Source organism: Nitratiruptor tergarcus DSM 16512 (assembly GCF_027946175.1).
GTDB classification, from domain to species: domain Bacteria; phylum Campylobacterota; class Campylobacteria; order Campylobacterales; family Nitratiruptoraceae; genus Nitratiruptor; species Nitratiruptor tergarcus.
In genome coordinates this window covers 253,102-272,941 of record NZ_AP026671.1, presented here as the reverse complement: position 1 = coordinate 272,941, position 19,840 = coordinate 253,102, and the positions used below count along the sequence as shown (strand labels likewise).

Sequence of the window (19,840 nt, the reverse complement as noted above, 5' to 3'; positions counted from 1 at the left end):
ATTTTATAAATTCTCTTTTGTTTGTAAAACTTGTAATTTTTCTCTAATGCCTTCATGATTTTGCACAAAAGCATCGATAATATTTCCTTCAACAAGTTTATCCTTTTGTTTCTTTATATCTGCTAGTGCTTCTTCATGCGAATAAGCTTTGCGGTAAGCTCGAGGACTTGTTACTCCTATATAGTACTCTGCCAATGCTACTATTTGCGCTAAGAGAGGAATATCTTTACCTTTGAGGCCATAGGGGTAACCTGTTCCATCAAAACGTTCATGATGATATTTGATAATAGGTGCAATGGGATAAACATTGTTAATGGGCTCAACTATAACACTTCCAACAATAGGATGGTAACGAATGAGATCCAGCTCTTTTTTATCTATTTTTCCACTATCAAGAAAGTTTTCTATTTTGCCTATCATTCCTATATCATGTAGTTCTGCACCCAAAGCAAGTATGTCGATACTCGCCTCATCTAAAAAGAGATTCTTTCCTATTTCAATGCTTACCAATTTCACTTTTTGTGCATGATTCCTAAAGTATTTGCTTTGCATCTCTAAAGCTTTATTGGAGAGTTTGAGAAAATCTACATAATTTGCCACCATCTTACTGCTGGCATCAAGATTTTCAAAATAGCTCCCTGCCAAATCAAGAAAAGAACCAACTTCTGTAATCTCTTTTTCACTCATAGGATCTTTAGTATAAATTTCCAAAATATATGGAGTGTTGCGAATATAGAAATCTTTTTTAAAACGGTACTCTTGAGGATGTTTAAAAATATCTATCTTTTTAGGGTTTTCCCTGTTTTTAAGCACCATTCCAGTAGCATGTGTTGTTTTAAGTAACAAAGAGACAACAAACTTTAAAAAAGTCTCAGTGCCATGTTGGTATTTCATAATATTTGTTAAAAGGTTTTTTGAACTATCAAAAATAGTAGTGAGATTAATCTCTTTATACAGTTCATTCAGACGCTCATAATAGGCCAAGAACATATCCAAAAATCCTCTTATCTCTTCTATTGCCAACTCTTTTTTAGTAAAAATAGCTAACAATGCTTTTTCATAATGAGATTCAAGGTAATAGATATGATAAGAAGAGAGTTTTTTATACTCTTTGAGTTCACGTTTATAGACACGTGGTGGTACTTCGATATCTTTTAGTTCATTACTCTTACTCTCTAAAATATAAATGTCACCTCTGCGTAGATAGAGTGCTAAAACATCAGCTTCTATAATTTTACAGTAATAGCCCAAAAATGCTTCTATTTCACCAATTTTTCTTAGATGTGAAAGCTTTTCAAAAGCATCATTTTGATTCCGTAGTTTATATTTCAAAATAGCTTTATCTTTAAAAAGTTTTATAGAGAGTAGAAAAAAGAGAATCGCAATTATTAAAAAAACATACCAAAAATTGATGGCTATATAAAATGTTGCATCACTTAGTTTTTGCTGCAGAAGTATGCTGTTCACAATTTATCCTTTCAAGATTTTTTATATAACCGCTATTATCTATCTCATATACAGTTACAAGATGACTCCTGGCAAAGATTTTAATATTATCATGTTTTGCGCTATAGAGTGCTATCCAGTGCTTGAGATTATCTTGTATATCTTTCCTCCACCTATAGTACCATTGATCTTTTCCAGTATATTTATGAGGAATATCCTCTACAAAAATATAGACTTTAGGTGTAGGTATCTTTACATACCTATCCCTCGGATCATACTGAATAATAAACTCATTTGTATTGACCATATATCCTTTACCTAATACCTTTGAATTCTCTTGCACGTATGAAACAACAGTCCAGGTTAATGGTTTATTCTGCCTTACTATTTTATAGAGAAAATAGGGTATATCAGAGTATTGTACTCCATTGATTAGTTTTCTATACTCATCAGTATTTTTATAATGCTCCACAACAAATGCAGAAAATAGTAATGCTACATAAAGTAGCATCATAAAAATATACTTTGCATACCTTTTTATTAAAAGTTTAAGAGGAACCCATAAAAACAGTTTTATATAACACGCTATGATGATTGTAATACTTAAAAAGAGATACTCTGCACCCCGTGAGGGATGTACCAGTTTTGGAAAGCCGATATTTTCAGCGTAGTATACAACAAAAAAACCTAGGGGAATCAGTAAAAAACTACTAAAATAGAACCTTTTTTATACACTCTTGCTATCAAGAAAAAAGCAATTGCAGACAGAACAAGAAAAAGGTGCACCCAAGTAAGATAAGAAATAGTTACCTCTTCAATTCCTGCAGTTGCAATTTGTACTATTGCTTGTTTCGTATGAAACAATCTATCTAAAAATGGTGCTGCATTTCCAAAATCTTGTGGAATACCATATTTTAATACAGATAAAACCCACCCATTCCCTAAAATCGCCGCACTGAAAATCGCAACAAATCCCCTCTTTAAAAGAGAAATACTTAGTTTTCCACTAAGTAAAGCATGTAAAGCAATAAAAATACTTGGAACAATTAAAGCAATTGCCCCTCCACCATGAAATATAAAAACAAGCATAAGTGTAAAGGTATAGTTAAAGAGATATCTTGTTTTTCCAGTATCAACAGATTTAATGAGATAAAATAGATTAAGAAGATAAAAAGCTGAAGAAAACTCGTATGCCATACCGCTAAAATAGCGCATGAGTGGTGTCATAGCTATATTTTCTAAATAGAGATGTGGCTGAAGCAGATAAGATGATGGCACTTGATAAATTTTAAAAGAGAAAAAACGAATAATTTCAGGATTTTCAGTCAATGCAATTGGAGTAGCTATGAAACTATTCCAAGGAGATCCAATCAAAAAAGATCCATAGATAAGAAGTGTAAAGAGTGCAATGAGTGAAGAGACACTAAAACGCTTCAAAACAAAGTAAACACCAAGAAGCAAAAATATAATGAGAAGCAAGGGATAGATATTAAACAGTACAATCGTATCTAAATGGGTAAAAATGCGTAATATAAAAATAAATACTGAAATACCGTAAAAGTCTGCTTTTGCCGTTTTATTATCTGCATAGAGAACATTTTGCTGGAGATTTGCTACCCACTCAAAAAACTGGCTCGTATCAGGAAGGGGATTCGCTAAAGCAATAAAACATCTATAACCTAAAATATAAACAAGATGTGCAAAAACTGCAAATATCAATATCTTTTTAAATACCTGATAATAATCAAGATGTTTAAAATAGAGAAAAATTTCCTCCTTTTTTCTCTTTTTAAACTCTTCAATTTTTTCATGATAGTGATCAAAAAAGTCAAATATCGCAATCATAGTGCGGTTTTTAATATCTCTAAGATAGGATTTTATCTCTTTATGCTCATAAAACTTTACAAAAAAGAGTTTTGTAATAATTAGTGCACTTATAAACGTAAAAGTATTAAAAATCTTCAAAAAAACCATCAACGGTACACTCAATTCAATAAAAACAAGCATATATATGATATTAGATATGATATTTTCTATACCACCGCCAGTATATTTTTGAGGAAAAATGCGCCGAGGAACATAAATAAAAAGGATATAAGCAACAACAAAGAGAAGAATTGCACTTTTTACATTGAGAAAAAATATTTTTTGCAGTATTCCATAATCAATAAAATCTTCTCTTGTCAAATTTTTACCTTATCGCCGCTCATAGAGCATAAAAAGAAGCTTCCAGCAGAATATAGCTATCTATATAGTTATAAACTGCTAAGAATTTTCTGTTACCATAGTCTAAAGGTCATAGCTTTACCAAAATATCAGATTTCAGTTTCTCACAAATATAGTCCATTATTAAAAAGGTTTTCAGATATCTAAACAGGTTTAGCTTATTTACTATTTATTACTGCTTTCACGACTTTTCCTTTCAAGCTCTTTTATATAACCGCTATTATCTATCTCATATACAGTTACAAGATGACTCTTAGCAAAGATTTTAATATTATCATGTTTTGCGCTATAGAGTGCTATCCAGTGCTTGAGATTATCTTGTATATCTTTCCTCCACCTATAGTACCATTGATCTTTTCCAGTATATTTATGAGGAATATCCTCTACAAAAATATAGACTTTAGGTGTAGGTATCTTTACATACCTATCCCTCGGATCATACTGAATAATAAACTCATTTGTATTGACCATATATCCTTTACCTAATACCTTTGAATTCTCTTGCACGTATGAAACAACAGTCCAGGTTAATGGTTTATTCTGCCTTACTATTTTATAGAGAAAATAGGGTATATCAGAGTATTGTACTCCATTGATTAGTTTTCTATACTCATCAGTATTTTTATAATGCTCCACAACAAATGCAGAAAATAGTAATGCTACATAAAGTAGCATCATAAAAATATACTTTGCATACCTTTTTATTAAAAGTTTAAGAGGAACCCATAAAAACAGTTTTATATAACACGCTATGATGATTGTAATACTTAAAAAGAGATACTCTGCACCCCGTGAGGGATGTACCAGTTTTGGAAAGCCGATATTTTCAGCGTAGTATACAACAAAAAAACCTAGGGGAATCAGTAAAAAACTACTAAAATAGAACCTTTTTTATACACTCTTGCTATCAAGAAAAAAGCAATTGCAGACAGAACAAGAAAAAGGTGCACCCAAGTAAGATAAGAAATAGTTACCTCTTCAATTCCTGCAGTTGCAATTTGTACTATTGCTTGTTTCGTATGAAACAATCTATCTAAAAATGGTGCTGCATTTCCAAAATCTTGTGGAATACCATATTTTAATACAGATAAAACCCACCCATTCCCTAAAATCGCCGCACTGAAAATCGCAACAAATCCCCTCTTTAAAAGAGAAATACTTAGTTTTCCACTAAGTAAAGCATGTAAAGCAATAAAAATACTTGGAACAATTAAAGCAATTGCCCCTCCACCATGAAATATAAAAACAAGCATAAGTGTAAAGGTATAGTTAAAGAGATATCTTGTTTTTCCAGTATCAACAGATTTAATGAGATAAAATAGATTAAGAAGATAAAAAGCTGAAGAAAACTCGTATGCCATACCGCTAAAATAGCGCATGAGTGGTGTCATAGCTATATTTTCTAAATAGAGATGTGGCTGAAGCAGATAAGATGATGGCACTTGATAAATTTTAAAAGAGAAAAAACGAATAATTTCAGGATTTTCAGTCAATGCAATTGGAGTAGCTATGAAACTATTCCAAGGAGATCCAATCAAAAAAGATCCATAGATAAGAAGTGTAAAGAGTGCAATGAGTGAAGAGACACTAAAACGCTTCAAAACAAAGTAAACACCAAGAAGCAAAAATATAATGAGAAGCAAGGGATAGATATTAAACAGTACAATCGTATCTAAATGGGTAAAAATGCGTAATATAAAAATAAATACTGAAATACCGTAAAAGTCTGCTTTTGCCGTTTTATTATCTGCATAGAGAACATTTTGCTGGAGATTTGCTACCCACTCAAAAAACTGGCTCGTATCAGGAAGGGGATTCGCTAAAGCAATAAAACATCTATAACCTAAAATATAAACAAGATGTGCAAAAACTGCAAATATCAATATCTTTTTAAATACCTGATAATAATCAAGATGTTTAAAATAGAGAAAAATTTCCTCCTTTTTTCTCTTTTTAAACTCTTCAATTTTTTCATGATAGTGATCAAAAAAGTCAAATATCGCAATCATAGTGCGGTTTTTAATATCTCTAAGATAGGATTTTATCTCTTTATGCTCATAAAACTTTACAAAAAAGAGTTTTGTAATAATTAGTGCACTTATAAACGTAAAAGTATTAAAAATCTTCAAAAAAACCATCAACGGTACACTCAATTCAATAAAAACAAGCATATATATGATATTAGATATGATATTTTCTATACCACCGCCAGTATATTTTTGAGGAAAAATGCGCCGAGGAACATAAATAAAAAGGATATAAGCAACAACAAAGAGAAGAATTGCACTTTTTACATTGAGAAAAAATATTTTTTGCAGTATTCCATAATCAATAAAATCTTCTCTTGTCAAATTTTTACCTTATCGCCGCTCATAGAGCATAAAAAGAAGCTTCCAGCGCAATAGCTCTCCATCATAATAGACATCTTGATACTCAAAGGGCAGCATACTCAACACATATCCCTTACCAAAACGATTAAGTGTCACTAGTGTTCGCCCCTGTTTGTCAACTAGCAATGCTTTCCCATCTACAAGAACATAATTTTCCATATAGTTGTAGATATTGAGTTTGAGTCTTTTTATACCTTTAATTTGAGATTTTCTTTCATCTATGCGAAATCTCTTAATAGTAGGGAGATAGTTAATGAGATCAAGATCATCTGATTTGAAGATAAAGTTACGCAATGGCTTTTTCCAAAATGTGAGCCCTGTAAAACTATTTTTAATAAGTTTTTCTATTTTTCTTGGATCTATCTCTCCATTTTTGTTAAACATATCATATTTGGTAGAATATACCCCAAACTCTAACCAAAGCTTTCCACCATTGTATACCCAGTCGCGTAAAATCTCTTGTTCTTTAGCTGATATATTATAAGAATAGGCAATGTTTGCAAAGAGATCTTTGGTCAGCTTACGATACTCTTTGATCCATAGAGGACGAACATAGATAAAATCTAAACTTTTTGGATTGTCTCGCAGTTTCCAAAAATCTACATCTTCAATTTTTTTTGCATTGTATACTAAATTAATGCTGCTATAAAACTTATCATCGAATTTACCCCGTATGTCTTCACCTTTAGGAGCTCCTACAAAAGGGAAACGGTATAACAATTTTCGTGGACTACTCCTTTGTGCCCAAATATCTTGAAGCTCATTGGAATAAACATGGAGATGTACCTCTTTAGCTAGTTCTTTGTCTATATTTTCATTTTTTACACTACACCCTGCAAATAATAGCAATATCAATACCGTTACGAAGACTCTCATTCTCTTCCTTTAAAAAGCCGAATAATAGTAATAGTCAAACTTTTTGAACATAGTTTTTAAAAAACTGTAAGTAACATACCAAAATATTGCACTCCCTACTAGCAATCCCATTACCGCAAAATAGCGATATAGGAGATTTGAGAAAATAACGCCAACAAAAAAATTTGCCACAGTAGCTAACACAATAGCTTTGACTACCACCTTCTGTCTTGAAAATGAAAAGAGTATCAAAGCATTCATCAACCCAGCAGTCAAAAATGCATATGCTACTGCACTTACTACAAACACATAGGCTGAATCTACCGAAAAAGGCAGTCTCTCATCACTCACAAAATGAACAAGAATAGCCGAAAATATACTTGTTACTATTATCGTCCCTAATGCAAAAATTATAAATATTCTATTTACATTGCGATAAAATTTTTGAAAATAACCATTAAACTGCTCATACTCATGCAAAGAAAAGGCAAAAACATTCTCATTTGTCTTATATAAAAACTCATATACTACAACTTCTAACAATCCAACAAGGAGTACTAGTACAATAAGTGCCAGATCGGTACCTATTTCATATTTCACATCAAACCATATAAAAAAACCGTGATGTAATGCATTCGTATTCCATTCAATAAGTTTATCTAATACCAAAAAGAGAAAATAAAAGACTCCATATATAAAAAACGGCAAAAGAGTATAGATAAGCATCGAAACGCGAGGTAAAAGTTCACCTTCAGATTGTACATTTGATTTAAGGTTTATAAGTTTTCGTCTAGCAAAATAGAGAATAAAGAGATCTAAAAGCGCAATGGCAACAAACTGTGCATGGGGAAAATCGATATGTAGAATATAGTGTATTGGTATCACAAACACTACACCCAAAACAAAAAAGAGTGCAATCGTCCCATACTCCTCAAATACATAGTAAATACTTACATTCAAAAAAAGTATTGAAAGTAGAAAAAATGTTGATAGGAAAATGATAAAAAGATGGGAATCTAAAGTTTGAAAAATTGTATTAAAAAGAAAAAAAATCAATGAGAGTATAACTATAGCTATAACACTTGTGATATAAAAAACCCAAATTGTTTTAGCTGCTAATACATCTTCATTCATTTTGAGATAATAAAGTCCCTTACGTCCTATAATCTGCGCTGGACCTCCAGTAAAAATCATTGCCAAAAATGTACCAAAAGCTATCATAGTAGCAACAGATTCATCAATATGAATATTTGACCACAATGCAAATCCTAAAATAATAGTGGCAAGAATCTGTATAAGCATCGGTATCGCGAAGGCGAGACCTTTGAGGTAGTTTTGAATTACTCTCTCTTTGATAGGAGGAAGTTTTTGCATATTCACTATAGTTTTAACGGGATATTTTTTGATATCTTTGTAGCGCATGAGCTCTTTGGCCAATGCAAAAACATCTTCAAATCCATACTCTTTTTTTACATCTACATCTCTCATCCCATAAACTTCCAAAAGTGCTGCTACTTCCCAAAAATCAAGAGGTTCACCTCTCTCTTTAGTGATTTCCCTATAGAGATTTTTGAGTTTTTCTTCCATCATATCACCCCTAAGCATTTTGACGGCTCTCATAAAGTTCTCTATAGAGTTTCCAATAGTTATCTACCATATCTTCAATAGTAAAACCATTGAGAATTCTACCCCTTGCTCGCCGACCAAGCTCCTTGGCAAATTGAGGATTTTCCAACAGATATATCACATACTTAGAAAACTCTTCATAATCTTTGGGTTTAACTATAAAACCGTATCCTTCAAGAACCTCTTTTGTTCCTCCCACATCACTTGATACAACAACACGCTCGCATGCCATCGCTTCGATCACAGCAAAAGGAAAAGCCTCTGAAATACTTGTAAGCATAACAACATCAGCTTCATTGTATGCTCTTGCAGGATTGGAAGTAGGACCCATGAAAGAAAAATTGCTCTCGATACCTAGCTCTTTTACAAGCATTTTACATTGCAACATATACTCTTTATCTACTTCAGGACCATAGAGCTTAAAATGAACATTATGAACTCTTTTTGCAACAATCCCACAGCAGCGTATAAAAGTCTCTACATCTTTTAAAGGATCTACTCTTGCTACCATTACAACACTAGGCCGCTTTTCACGCTCCACCTCAAAACGTTGAAATTTCAGTACATCGATTCCATTATAAATTGTTTTAATCTTCTCTTCTTGAGCTCCCCATTTGCGTTCCCATCGCTTATTATACTCACATACCGGAGATATAACATCAGCAAAATGGTAGTTGAGGCGGGAAACCGTCTTAATAAGCCCTAACAAGAACTCTTTTGTTTTGATAGGCGTCTGGTTTCTTGAAGCAAAAAGGTACTGTTCTCTGATATAGATCCCATGTTCAGTAAGAAGAAATTTACTTTTATGTTTAATTTTAGCAATAATACAGGGCAACCCACAAAATGCAGCAGCTGAAGAGTGATAGATATCAGCTTTTGGCAACTCAGGAAGTAAAGAGATAAAAAAACGAAAGAGATATCGTAGCCCTTCTATCATATCAAAAACCGTAGGCAATTTATTTTTTTGATCTTTATAATGCTCTATAAGATAATGCTTATATATCTCCCAAACCTCTTCACTACGAAATATCTCATAGTAATCATACTCCAAAAAATAGTCATAAAACTCTACCAAAGCATAACCAAGGCCCTCAAAATCTTCTTCTTTTTGATAGATATGATTGAGAAGTTTTATTAAAATAGGCTCAAACCGTGCAATATCTTTATGTTCTTGCGTTTTGATTTTTGCTTTATAAATGCGGGAAAATTCAATATTGCGAATATACTCTGTAGGCTCTTCTGTCCCCCAAAGTGGAACATTAACTGTATCAACAACATTTGGCGGTATCTCATATTTTGCTTGCATATAGGGATGCATCATAATAGGCATAAGTATGAAGTCTATATTTTTTAACTCTTTGATCAGAATATCAGCCCAAGTACTTACGCCACCAGTAGCATAGGGATATGTCCCCTCCCCCGTCCAAACTACCTTAATTCTCGCCATAAAATATCTGTTTACCTATTAAGATATTTATCTGTGCGCTATTGCGAATCATTTGCAGCTTAATAGACTCTTTTTCTTCTTCGTATCCCAAGTAACTACGCAGAGCATCTTTAAAATCGCGATATTGGGCTAAACCATTGAGATAACGTTGTTTAACTAAATGCATCTTCTCTTTCATCAATGTAAGCTGCTGCTGGAGTATACGCATATGCTTTGCGAGTCTTCGGTTTTCATTATAGAGTCGATGGATATCTTTTGAAATTCTCTTCATTGTATCAAGCATCTTGTTTTTTTGCACTACTGCATGCAGTTTAGCTTTTTGTATATATTCGCTTCTTGCTTCTAATGAGTAGATTGGAATCTTAATAGTAACACCTGCATTATAATTAAGCCCATGCGCATTTTTATGAGGAGTTTCGGTAAAATCTTTTTTATACTCATAAAATAGCGATCCGCTAAAATCGATAATTGGCAAAAATGCACGCTCACTATTTTTTATTTGCTTTTTTGTAAGAGCATAACGGGTTTGCTCTTTTTTTACCTCTCTATTTGTTTCATACGCTTTTTTATACAACTCTTCTAATCCGCCCTCTTCATCAATATCAAATCCTATATCTTGCAGTACAATAGGCTTAGTAGTATTAAGCTCTATACTATTTCTTAGCAAATAGTCACTGTAGAGATATTCATATATTTTGACAAGAAGACTTTTTTTAAGTTCTAGCAGATCATTTTTGGCATCTATTTCATCTACTGGTGAAGCAATTCCAGCTTTTGTTCGCTCTTTGACAAGATAGTAGAAACTTTTTTGATTAAAATACTCTTCTTGATAAACATTTTTGAGATGCTGATAGAGTAGTGCTTGTGTATAGATCTCTAATCCGTAAAGAGATAATTTATCTTTTGCTGTGAGATAATCTAGCTTTGCTAGACGCTTTTTAAGCAAGAAAATACTGTTTTTTTCTAACATTCCTCCATCAAAGAGACGTTTTTCAATATTGATTCCAAAATCACTTATAAACTCTTTATCGGTAGCAAGATCATAATCTATAAATTTACTGTACCTTAAAGCAACATTTCCATAGATATTCCAGTCATACTGTACATTATCAAGGAATGCTTCCAGTTGCACAAGTTGCTTTGTATAGTCAAGATTTTTAGCGTTGTAATCGTTGTGAAAAAGCCTCTCTAAGAACTCATAAAAACCGAGCGTATAAGAGTTCTCTTTTTCTTTATTATCGAGTGTTTGTAAAATCTTTTTTACAAATGCATCTTCACTTTCATTCGCAGTGATATTTTGCTCTTTTTTAATTACTTTTTTGGCTTGTTTTTTTTCAACAGTAATATCATTATAGATTTTTTTGATTGGATTTTTGCATTGTAAGATATCACATTTTTTCAAAAAGGCATCTGGATGAGTCTTACGAGCTAATTTTAAAGAGAGAATAGCCTCTTTTTTACTCTTATATACGCCAGTTACAAATCTATATAATCCATTATTTTGGCATATAATCCCATTGGGAAAGGTTTTGAAAAAAATTTTATCTTCATTATCATGAATAGCCCGTTGCACAGCATGTTGAATACACCATCCACCAAACACAGATGAGAAAAAAAGTATTAAGACAGCGACTACTCTATGCATTGCTTTTCTTTAATTTGTCGTTTTTTAAAGTTTATCGAAAATTTTCGAAAATATGGATAAATTATAGCGATTTTTTGGGGATTTTATCTGACAACATTACTTTGATTCAATGAAAGACAGTAATAAGTTTTTACTATGCCATGTTGAAGATAATATTATGCGAAAAGTATTTAAGAGAATTTACAGGTAGTGTACACTATCTTATGGTATTCTATGTAAAAAAATACTTTGAACTACCTACGACTAAATTCGACAAAAGAGAAAAAAATAATAAATGTACAAACATAAAAAAATAAAATTACTAAAATAAATGATATGAATTCTATTAACAAGGATTTTCTTGGGAAAAAGCTTATGTGTGGAAAGTCTTAATAGATGTTTCGAATAAATGCTAAAAAGTAATAGTTCCCAAATATAAAGAAAGCATAATCATCATAAAAAAGACGTACACTATTACTTCCCAACAGATTTCTTAGTACTACTGCATAACTAATCACGTTCTGAGTCCTAAGTATAAAAAATGTTACTTGTTTTATAATCAAAACAATGGTTGGATTTGTACTTATTTTTCGTTGCATTGTGTTCTCTGTAACCTTTTCATACAACCGCTACATATTGGAACAAATTGTACGGTAGTAAAATCTTGTATACAATTGCCATAAAGAACCAACTGTTTCAAATTAGTAATAAGGTAGGACAACGGACTTATATCACTGATTTGATTGTTTTTAAGATACAAAATTTTTAAATTAGTAAGATGAGATAACGGACCTATATCACTGATTTGATTGTTATCAAGATACAATCTTTTCAAATTAGTAAGGTTAGATAACGGACTTATATCGCTTATTTGATTGGAATTTAGACCCAAATTTTCCAAATTAGTGAGATTAGACAATGGATTAATATTACTAATTTGATTCTGTGATAGACTCAAAACTTTCAAATCAATAAGGTTGGACAATGGACTTATATCGCTTATTTTATTGCCATAAAGAGATAAACTTTTCAAATGAGTGAGGTTGGACAATGGACTTATATCGCTGATTTGATTTTGAGAAAGATACAATTCTTTCAAATCAATAAGGTTGGACAATGGACTTATATCGCTTATTTTATTGCCATAAAGAGATAAACTTTTCAAATAAGTGAGGTTGGACAACGGACTTATGTCGCTGATTTGATTTTGAGAAAGATTCAAATATCTCAAATTAGTAAGATTTGACAATGGTCTTATATCGCTGATTAAATTATTTCGACAGTCTAGAGAAGTTATATTCCAAAGCATATCTTTAGTAATTGGCTGAGTATTTGAAATATTAAGAGTGTGTCTAATACATCTCTCTAAATCTGGTTCAAAAGTGACTGTTTCATTGCATTGTGCTCCCTGTGACTCTTTCCTGCAACCACTACAACTTGGAACAAATTGCACAGCAGTAAAATCTTGTATACAATTGCCATAAAGAACCAACTGTTTCAAATTAGTAAGATGAGACAATGGTCTTATATCGCTTATTCGATTATAAGAAAGAGATAAATATTTCAAATTAGTAAGATTAGACAATAGTCCTATATCAATGATTTTATTGTAATGAAGATACAAACTTACCAAATTAGTGAGATTAGACAATGGTCTTATATCGCTGATTTGGTGTCAAGTGCAACCTAAAAATGTACCAAGATGCGAAGTGAAAATGTACCACTTTGAAACTAAAAATTGTTATCGAGTCTAGTAAGGACACCAGCTTTTCTTTTTTGCTTAAGCCTGTAGCTTTCACCTTGGATATTGAGTATATGGCTATGGTGAATAAGTCTATCAAGAACAGCAGTAGTTAACGCTTCATCATTGTTTAACACCTCCTTGAATTTTGTAAAAGATAGATTGCTTGTAATGATAATTGAACCTGTTTCATATCTTTTGTTGATTACCTGAAAAAAGAGATTGGCCTGGTTTTCATTGAGCTTGATATAGCCAAATTCATCGATAATCAAGAGTTTTACTGTATTGATAACCTTTTTGAAATAGTACTGCAATCTGTTTGTCTGCTGGGCTATCTCAAGTTGCAATAACAGATCTGCTGCAGTGATGAATTTTGTTTTTATTCTTGCTTGTGTAGCCAAATATCCCAAAGCTATGGCCAGGTGGGTTTTCCCAACACCGCTTGGTCCAATAAGCAGGATATTTTCGGCATTCTCTATAAATCTTAAAGTAGAAAGTTCATTAATAATATTTCTATCTACCGCAGAAGATGAGAAATCAAACATCTCCAGAGTCTTTACTTTTGGAAAGCCTGCCATTTTTAGTGTTGTTGCTTTTGAACGCTCTATCTTCTTTTGATGTTCATATCTAAAAAGCTCAAGCAAAAAGTGACTGTATGAAAGATTCTTTTTAGCTGCTTCTTGAGCTATGGATGAAAAGCTCTCTTTAATGGCAGGAAGTTTAAAAAGCGCAGCATACTCTTGTATCTGTTCATTTATACTGTGTATCTCTTTATGCATGGCAAACTCCCAAAAGCGCATCATACTCCTCTAAAGAACTCTTAGCTGTATTATGTATGTTTATGCTGTTTTTATACTTTTTATTTGACAAGGAAAGCTTTTTGTCTATGCAATTGTCATATTCATTTTTGTTATGCAAGCTTTTTGGCTTGGCTGAAATTATTAGCGGCAGCAGAGCTTTTTGCTCTTTTATAAAGAGCTCTTTTGGTTTTTGCTTCGTTGTTGCGTGCACTCTATTATGAACGATTTCAAGCCACTGAAATATCTGGCTGTTAAGAAGCTTTGTATCTATAACAAGCGAAGAGTTTTTGAGTCTTGCTTTCAAAGGAATATAGAAGTTTCCTTTCATATAGCCTATAACTCTCTCTACCTTCCCTTTTGTTTTTGCCCTGTAGGGTTTACAAAGTTTTGGAATAAATCCATACTCTTTGGAAAAATCCAAAAACCTCTCATTAAATCTGTGTTTTGCATTCCCGTAAGCGTTATGCTCTATCACCACGCTTTTGAGGTTGTCGTAAAGAATGGTTCTTGGCACTCCCCCAAAGAAGGCGAAAGCCTTTTTATGACAATTTATAAAACTATCAAAGCGCATATTGTCTGTAAAGCAGATAAATGCGTATCTGCTATAGCCCAAAATCATCGCAAAGGCATAAACGGGATTCTTCCCTCTTCGTATCACCGTCCAGTCAGCTTGCGCCTGCTCGCCCGGATCTGTCTCAAATCGTACTACCTCTTCCTCTTTTACGTTCATATGCTCTTTATAAAGCCCGCTCATAAACGCCTGCAATATTCTTATCTTCCCCTCATACCCTTTGGCTGTAATCTCCCGGTATATTACCGTTGAAGGAATTTTATCCGGCAACCCTTGAGCTATTCTCTTTTTTATATACTCTTTGTATGGATCGAGCTTCGATTTGTAAACTCTCGGTTTTCTTGGCAGAAGCTTATCCTCTTTGAGTCTTTTGGATACGGTTCTTCTATCAAGTCCTGTCATCCTTGCAATAGCTCTTATGCTGTATCCTTGTCTGTAAAGTGTATGTACCATCACAAACTCCTCGTATGTAATCACTATTGCCTCCAAATATTTTTGGAAGCGATTATATTCTTTTATATTTCCTCATCTCATGGATGGTACATTTTCATCTTGCGTCTGTGGTGTATTTTAACATTGCAGGTGACAATTTGGCTATTATAACAAGTTAGAGAAGTTATATTCAAAAGCATATCTTTAGTAATTGCCTGAGTATTTGAAATATTTAGAGTTTTTCTAATACATCTCTCTAAACCTGGTTCAAAAAATATCTCTTCGCTTGTGCTTGAATTACTATTGCCTGTTTCACTACCTTGAGAACTATGCAAAACATCTTTTTTCTTGCCTATATGAATTATCTTGCCCGTAACTTGAACCTCGTCAAAATATTTCGAAAGTGGAGTCCACTTCAAATAACCATTTTCATCCATACCATCCAATTTGTAAATGTTCATACTAATGGCAGAAACATATAACCAATCAAATGCTCCTTGACCATAATGTGAAAAATATCCATTGATAGGAAAATTTTTATTGGAAAGATTTTCTACTAAAAAAGAAAGATTATTAAAATTGCTTTTTGAGTCTATCTGAAAATTACTATCAGCTTCAATATTACCCAATACTAGAAACAAATTAAAAACAATAAGAAAGATATGACTAAACTTCATATCTTTATCCTTCTTCAATTTCAATTTTAAACTATAATTTTAAATAATTATAATTTTTTTTCATTAAATTTTTTTTAAATACTCCTGGTAAGAAATTATAATTGACAATAGCTGCAATTTCATCATATAACTGCCAAAGAGCTTTGAAAAAAATACATTGTTTAGACATTTAAAAGAGATTTTAGTGACTTATTCAGTATCTACCGAATAAGTCTACTAATTAACTTTTCGACGTGATTAACTATTTTTCAATCCATGTATTTATTTGTTATTTTATTTATCTTCAACTACATTAATGAATTAAATCCGAAAATGTCATAAATGTTCCATTTTGTATTTATGATTTGATCATAACAGTATACTTACAAAATTTATTTAAATTATGTATAGATTTAGAACAATATAACAAAATATAACAAGTAAATTAAATACAATAACTATTTAACTCCCATGCAACATTATTCTTGTAGCTTAAAAGAAAGATACCTCCCGGATTCAGCTAATTAAAAAATAAGAAAATGAAGTAAAACAGTAGCTAATTGTATTTAATAAATTCTATGTCATCGATTTTATGGGGCTCATAGGCAATTCAATGGTGCGGCAGAGAAGCACCGCATTAAGGTTAAAATAAGTTTACTTAAGACTATCATTTAATTTAAAATCCCCTTTTCTTCGAATTTTTAGTATATTATAGTATATTTAAGTTTACTCAAAGTAAAATTTTTTTGCGGTACATTTTGCGGTACAAAATTGTAGTGTACCGCATAAATTTCAATCAAATAAACGAGGTAACAAATGCCTAAAAGTATAAAACCTCTTAACGATTTGCAAATAAAAAATGCAAAGCCAAAAAAAGAAAAAGATTACAAACTTAGAGACGGTGAAGGACTCTATATCTTAATCAAGCCAAATGGACGCAAGATTTTTAGAATCGATTATTCTTATGCAGGCAAGAGAAACACTTATACGATAGGGGACTATCCTCAAATATCACTCTCACAAGCAAGAAAAATCAAGTATGAGATAAAAGAGCTTATCAAAAACGGCATAGATCCAAACAGACACAAGCAGGAACAAAAACGTATCAAAGAGCTTGAAGCCAACAAAAAACTTACAAGCTTTGTAATAGAGCGTTTCATCCAGCACAAAGCCAAAGAGGTAAGTCAATCAAGATTACAAAAGAACTACATCAACACCTTTGCAAACTATATCACTCCATTTATAGGTAATATTAAAATCGATGAAGTAACAAAACAGGATATTATCAAGATAGTTAAAAACACATACTCTACAAAACTTCAAAAAGACAACAGAAGTACTGGCAAAACCTATAAAGCAAGAGAGGTTTACAGACTGCTTAAAAATCTCTTTGATTTTGCTATACATAACGACTACACCCAAAACAATCCAGCAACTCCAATAGATATCGACAGTCTCATACCAAAACATAAGTCCATCCACCTCAAAGCCGTAACAGACGACCATATACAAAAGATCTATCAAAAAATCTGCTCTTTGCAAAATCCCTACTTCAGACTCCCGCTCCAATATATCGCTCTTACTGCGGTACGTTTTGGCAATGCAGCCAATTTAAAATGGGACTATATAGATTTTGATAAAAGAGTCATTGTCTATCCAGCCGAAGCAATGAAAACAAAAAATCAGCCTTTTCGCATTCCTTTAACGGACGAGATATCAAAAGTACTGCAGCAGGCAAAAGCAATAGCTAGTCCCTACAGTGATATAGTCTTTGCAAGTCCTATTAATGCACACAAACCAATTTCAGACAATACTCTTAGGAAGGTGCTTAAAGTAGACCTCAACGAACCAGAGCAAGACTTACATGGCTTTAGAAGCAGCTTTGAGACAATAGCACTTGAACGCCAAAAAGAGCATGGATGTAGCTTTGAAGCGATAGAATCTCAACTACATCACAATATAGGCTCAAAAGTAACACAAAGCTATCTTAGAAGCGATTTTTTAGAAGATAGAAAAGAGCTTTTAGAGTGGTGGGCTACATATCTTAATAGCTAATGATATACTTTGATATAATATTATAAACAACACGATTAAAAGGACGGATAATGATTACCGCTAATGAACTCAAAGTAAAAGGGATAAAAGCGATTGAGAGTGAATTGCAAGCCAAAGATGAAGCAGTTATCACCTTTAGAGGAAAGCCTAAATATATCGTTGTAGATTTTGAACGATATAAGCAGATGAGAGCAGCTGAGCTGGATGCAGCATATCAAGAGCTAATTGAGAAAAGAAAAGCTGGAAAAGTCCATGTAAGCAATGCAGATGAACTGATGAAAAGAATCGAAAATGAGCTATAAATTAGTCTATGACGATACGTTTATCAAAAAGACTGCGAAAATCATAAAGAAAAATCCTTCCATGAAGGATAGGATCAATAAGACTCTTCATCTACTGGAAGATAACCCCTACCATCCAAGCTTGAGACTCCATAAACTAAGAGGCAAACTTAAAGAATACTACTCAGTCTCAATTTCTATGAGCTATAGAATCGTTATAGATCTCATTATCACCGATAAAGAGATAATCTTGCTTGATATTGGAAGTCACGATGAAGTGTATTAGTCGTTCAATGTAAAAATAATTCAACAGTTAAGGAACTAATATGGCTGATGACAAATACAATCCACAGGTTTCAAACAAACTTTTTGGCAACCCTCCCTACTGGTGGAAAAAGGTTAATAATGAATTTTCAGAAGAATTTCTGTTTCAAGAACCAGACTTTTCAAAGACAAAATTTTTCGGATTTGTAATTAAGAAAGTAACTGGATTATGGAATATTAATTATGAAAGAATGATGAAAAACAAGAAATATTTTATTGTACTCTTTGAATATGACGACTTGTATGAAGCATTGGACGCATTCGGATTTATCAACTATTTTGCCTTAAAGAACAAAATCGATCCCTTTGAAATTTTGTATTACTTGATATTGTTTGAATTATTAAGTATACGAATACTTTATAAAAATTTTGAAAATAATACATTGAAAAATGTCCACTTATTAAGAATAAATAAAATAAAAAAATTTAAAATATTAGACAATATCAAATTTGACGATATCGAACTTAATGAGATAGATGACCAAAAGAATACTATTAAAAATACTGTTGTTATAGATTTACAAGAATTATCAGATGATAAGTATTTCCAAACGATACATGAAAAATTGTTCGATCTTGTATGTCACAACTTTACAATTATTATCAAAACTTACAATATGTTAGCAACAGATGTAAAACATTATCCTATCGAAGCAATCAATACTTATTATCAAAATACACTAGATAAGGTTATTGAGGATTTAAAAGCAAATAAAGTCAATTTATCGCATATCAATTTAAAAAATTTTGAAAGTTTAATAAAAATCAATACTGCAGAACTGGAAAATGATATCACGCATCATAAAAATATTTTAAACGATAAATTATCGAAAAAAAATACTCTCTCTCAAGCCCTTAGACAACCAGATCACTATTTAAATGCAATATTTAATGATAAGATTGATTTTGAAGTGGATAAAGTTAATAAAGATGTAAAAGTATACTTGAAAGATTTTTACAAAGGTTACCTTATTGGATTCTATGAAAAGGGATTATTGCTATCAACAACAGATAAACGAAAAGTTATTAAAGAACTACAAAATATGAAAAAATGTATGAGTTATTTACAAAACAATGAAAAGATCATAGATGAAATTGATGCTTTAATCAATTTTTTCAAACAAGATAAACGATATAACCAACGTATCCCTTATAAAGCAATTAAAAAATATACAGGAATGAGTAAATCACAGATAAAGAGCTTAATAAATGCAATCTCTACAAATTCTGTAACTTCTAAAAGATATGAAGATTTAGAAAATAAAATTATTGAATTACCGCTTCAAACCCCCTAACACTTCTTGCAAAAACTTGTTCAGTTTTGTTCTCCCCTTTTCTGTAGATTTTTTTTCATAATGCTCTGTGT

Annotated in this window: 17 protein-coding genes; 4 read left to right on the top strand and 13 right to left on the bottom strand. The window is 32.0% G+C overall.

The window, feature by feature from the left end:
• Positions 1-3: 3 nt before the first annotated feature.
• From NITER_RS01420 to NITER_RS01360, 13 genes are all read right to left on the bottom strand, one after another.
• Positions 4-1,467 (bottom strand): HD-GYP domain-containing protein, encoded by a 1,464-nt coding sequence (locus NITER_RS01420; RefSeq protein WP_084276418.1) that lies wholly within the window; start codon positions 1,465-1,467, stop codon positions 4-6.
• A complete protein-coding gene (locus NITER_RS01415) occupies positions 1,433-1,960 on the bottom strand; it encodes a hypothetical protein (protein WP_084276419.1) in 528 nt (175 codons plus the stop codon). Before NITER_RS01415 ends, NITER_RS01420 begins: the two co-directional genes overlap by 35 nt.
• A gap of 182 nt (positions 1,961-2,142) precedes the next feature.
• Positions 2,143-3,633 (bottom strand): hypothetical protein, encoded by a 1,491-nt coding sequence (locus tag NITER_RS01410; RefSeq protein WP_084276420.1) that lies wholly within the window; start codon positions 3,631-3,633, stop codon positions 2,143-2,145.
• A 204-nt stretch (positions 3,634-3,837) separates the two neighbouring features.
• A complete protein-coding gene (locus NITER_RS01405; protein ID WP_281847844.1) occupies positions 3,838-4,350 on the bottom strand; it encodes a hypothetical protein in 513 nt (170 codons plus the stop codon).
• Positions 4,351-4,532: 182 nt separating this feature from the next.
• Positions 4,533-6,023, bottom strand: a complete 1,491-nt coding sequence (locus NITER_RS01400; protein ID WP_084276420.1) for a hypothetical protein — start codon at positions 6,021-6,023, stop codon at positions 4,533-4,535.
• Positions 6,024-6,032: 9 nt separating this feature from the next.
• Positions 6,033-6,938: a hypothetical protein gene (locus NITER_RS01395; protein ID WP_084276421.1), complete on the bottom strand. Its 906-nt coding sequence runs from the start codon at positions 6,936-6,938 to the stop codon at positions 6,033-6,035.
• Between the two features lie 9 nt (positions 6,939-6,947).
• Positions 6,948-8,507 (bottom strand): hypothetical protein, encoded by a 1,560-nt coding sequence (locus tag NITER_RS01390; protein WP_281847841.1) that lies wholly within the window; start codon positions 8,505-8,507, stop codon positions 6,948-6,950.
• Between the two features lie 7 nt (positions 8,508-8,514).
• A complete protein-coding gene (gene pelF, locus NITER_RS01385) occupies positions 8,515-9,990 on the bottom strand; it encodes a GT4 family glycosyltransferase PelF (RefSeq protein WP_084276423.1) in 1,476 nt (491 codons plus the stop codon).
• The gene (locus NITER_RS01380; protein ID WP_084276424.1) at positions 9,977-11,635 is read right to left on the bottom strand and encodes a TolC family protein; all 1,659 of its coding nucleotides are present in this window, start codon (positions 11,633-11,635) and stop codon (positions 9,977-9,979) included. The genes pelF and NITER_RS01380 overlap by 14 nt, the downstream gene beginning before the upstream one ends.
• A gap of 562 nt (positions 11,636-12,197) precedes the next feature.
• Positions 12,198-13,238 carry a leucine-rich repeat domain-containing protein gene (locus NITER_RS01375; protein ID WP_345741523.1) on the bottom strand — a complete coding sequence of 347 codons (1,041 nt, stop codon included), beginning with the start codon at positions 13,236-13,238 and terminating at the stop codon, positions 12,198-12,200.
• Positions 13,239-13,345: 107 nt separating this feature from the next.
• Positions 13,346-14,134 (bottom strand): IS21-like element helper ATPase IstB, encoded by a 789-nt coding sequence (istB, locus tag NITER_RS01370; RefSeq protein WP_143779667.1) that lies wholly within the window; start codon positions 14,132-14,134, stop codon positions 13,346-13,348.
• Positions 14,127-15,203: an IS21 family transposase gene (istA, locus tag NITER_RS01365; RefSeq protein WP_281847534.1), complete on the bottom strand. Its 1,077-nt coding sequence runs from the start codon at positions 15,201-15,203 to the stop codon at positions 14,127-14,129. The genes istB and istA overlap by 8 nt, the downstream gene beginning before the upstream one ends.
• A 53-nt stretch (positions 15,204-15,256) precedes the next feature.
• The gene (locus NITER_RS01360; protein WP_084276426.1) at positions 15,257-15,835 is read right to left on the bottom strand and encodes a hypothetical protein; all 579 of its coding nucleotides are present in this window, start codon (positions 15,833-15,835) and stop codon (positions 15,257-15,259) included.
• Positions 15,836-16,630: 795 nt separating this feature from the next.
• Here NITER_RS01360 and NITER_RS01355 point away from each other — a divergent pair.
• The 4 genes from NITER_RS01355 to NITER_RS01340 are packed head-to-tail and all read left to right on the top strand — an operon-like array spanning position 16,631 to position 19,769.
• On the top strand, positions 16,631-17,869 hold the full coding sequence (locus tag NITER_RS01355; RefSeq protein WP_084276427.1) for a tyrosine-type recombinase/integrase: 1,239 nt from the start codon (positions 16,631-16,633) through the stop codon (positions 17,867-17,869).
• Between the two features lie 50 nt (positions 17,870-17,919).
• Entirely contained in the window at positions 17,920-18,171 is a 252-nt protein-coding gene (locus tag NITER_RS01350) for a hypothetical protein (protein ID WP_084276428.1), read from the top strand.
• Positions 18,161-18,436: a type II toxin-antitoxin system RelE/ParE family toxin gene (locus NITER_RS01345; RefSeq protein WP_084276429.1), complete on the top strand. Its 276-nt coding sequence runs from the start codon at positions 18,161-18,163 to the stop codon at positions 18,434-18,436. The genes NITER_RS01350 and NITER_RS01345 overlap by 11 nt, the downstream gene beginning before the upstream one ends.
• A 40-nt stretch (positions 18,437-18,476) precedes the next feature.
• Positions 18,477-19,769 carry a hypothetical protein gene (locus NITER_RS01340; RefSeq protein WP_084276430.1) on the top strand — a complete coding sequence of 431 codons (1,293 nt, stop codon included), beginning with the start codon at positions 18,477-18,479 and terminating at the stop codon, positions 19,767-19,769.
• Positions 19,770-19,840 lie beyond the last annotated feature (71 nt).

Coding starts and splice junctions, on each gene's coding strand:
- NITER_RS01415 (WP_084276419.1), bottom strand. CDS start 1,960: ATGATGCTACTTTATGTAGCATTACTATTTTCTGCATTTGTTGTGGAG.
- NITER_RS01405 (WP_281847844.1), bottom strand. CDS start 4,350: ATGATGCTACTTTATGTAGCATTACTATTTTCTGCATTTGTTGTGGAG.
- NITER_RS01395 (WP_084276421.1), bottom strand. CDS start 6,938: ATGAGAGTCTTCGTAACGGTATTGATATTGCTATTATTTGCAGGGTGT.
- NITER_RS01390 (WP_281847841.1), bottom strand. CDS start 8,507: ATGATGGAAGAAAAACTCAAAAATCTCTATAGGGAAATCACTAAAGAG.
- pelF (WP_084276423.1), bottom strand. CDS start 9,990: ATGGCGAGAATTAAGGTAGTTTGGACGGGGGAGGGGACATATCCCTAT.
- NITER_RS01380 (WP_084276424.1), bottom strand. CDS start 11,635: ATGCATAGAGTAGTCGCTGTCTTAATACTTTTTTTCTCATCTGTGTTT.
- istB (WP_143779667.1), bottom strand. CDS start 14,134: ATGCATAAAGAGATACACAGTATAAATGAACAGATACAAGAGTATGCT.
- NITER_RS01360 (WP_084276426.1), bottom strand. CDS start 15,835: ATGAAGTTTAGTCATATCTTTCTTATTGTTTTTAATTTGTTTCTAGTA.
- NITER_RS01355 (WP_084276427.1), top strand. CDS start 16,631: ATGCCTAAAAGTATAAAACCTCTTAACGATTTGCAAATAAAAAATGCA.
- NITER_RS01350 (WP_084276428.1), top strand. CDS start 17,920: ATGATTACCGCTAATGAACTCAAAGTAAAAGGGATAAAAGCGATTGAG.
- NITER_RS01345 (WP_084276429.1), top strand. CDS start 18,161: ATGAGCTATAAATTAGTCTATGACGATACGTTTATCAAAAAGACTGCG.
- NITER_RS01340 (WP_084276430.1), top strand. CDS start 18,477: ATGGCTGATGACAAATACAATCCACAGGTTTCAAACAAACTTTTTGGC.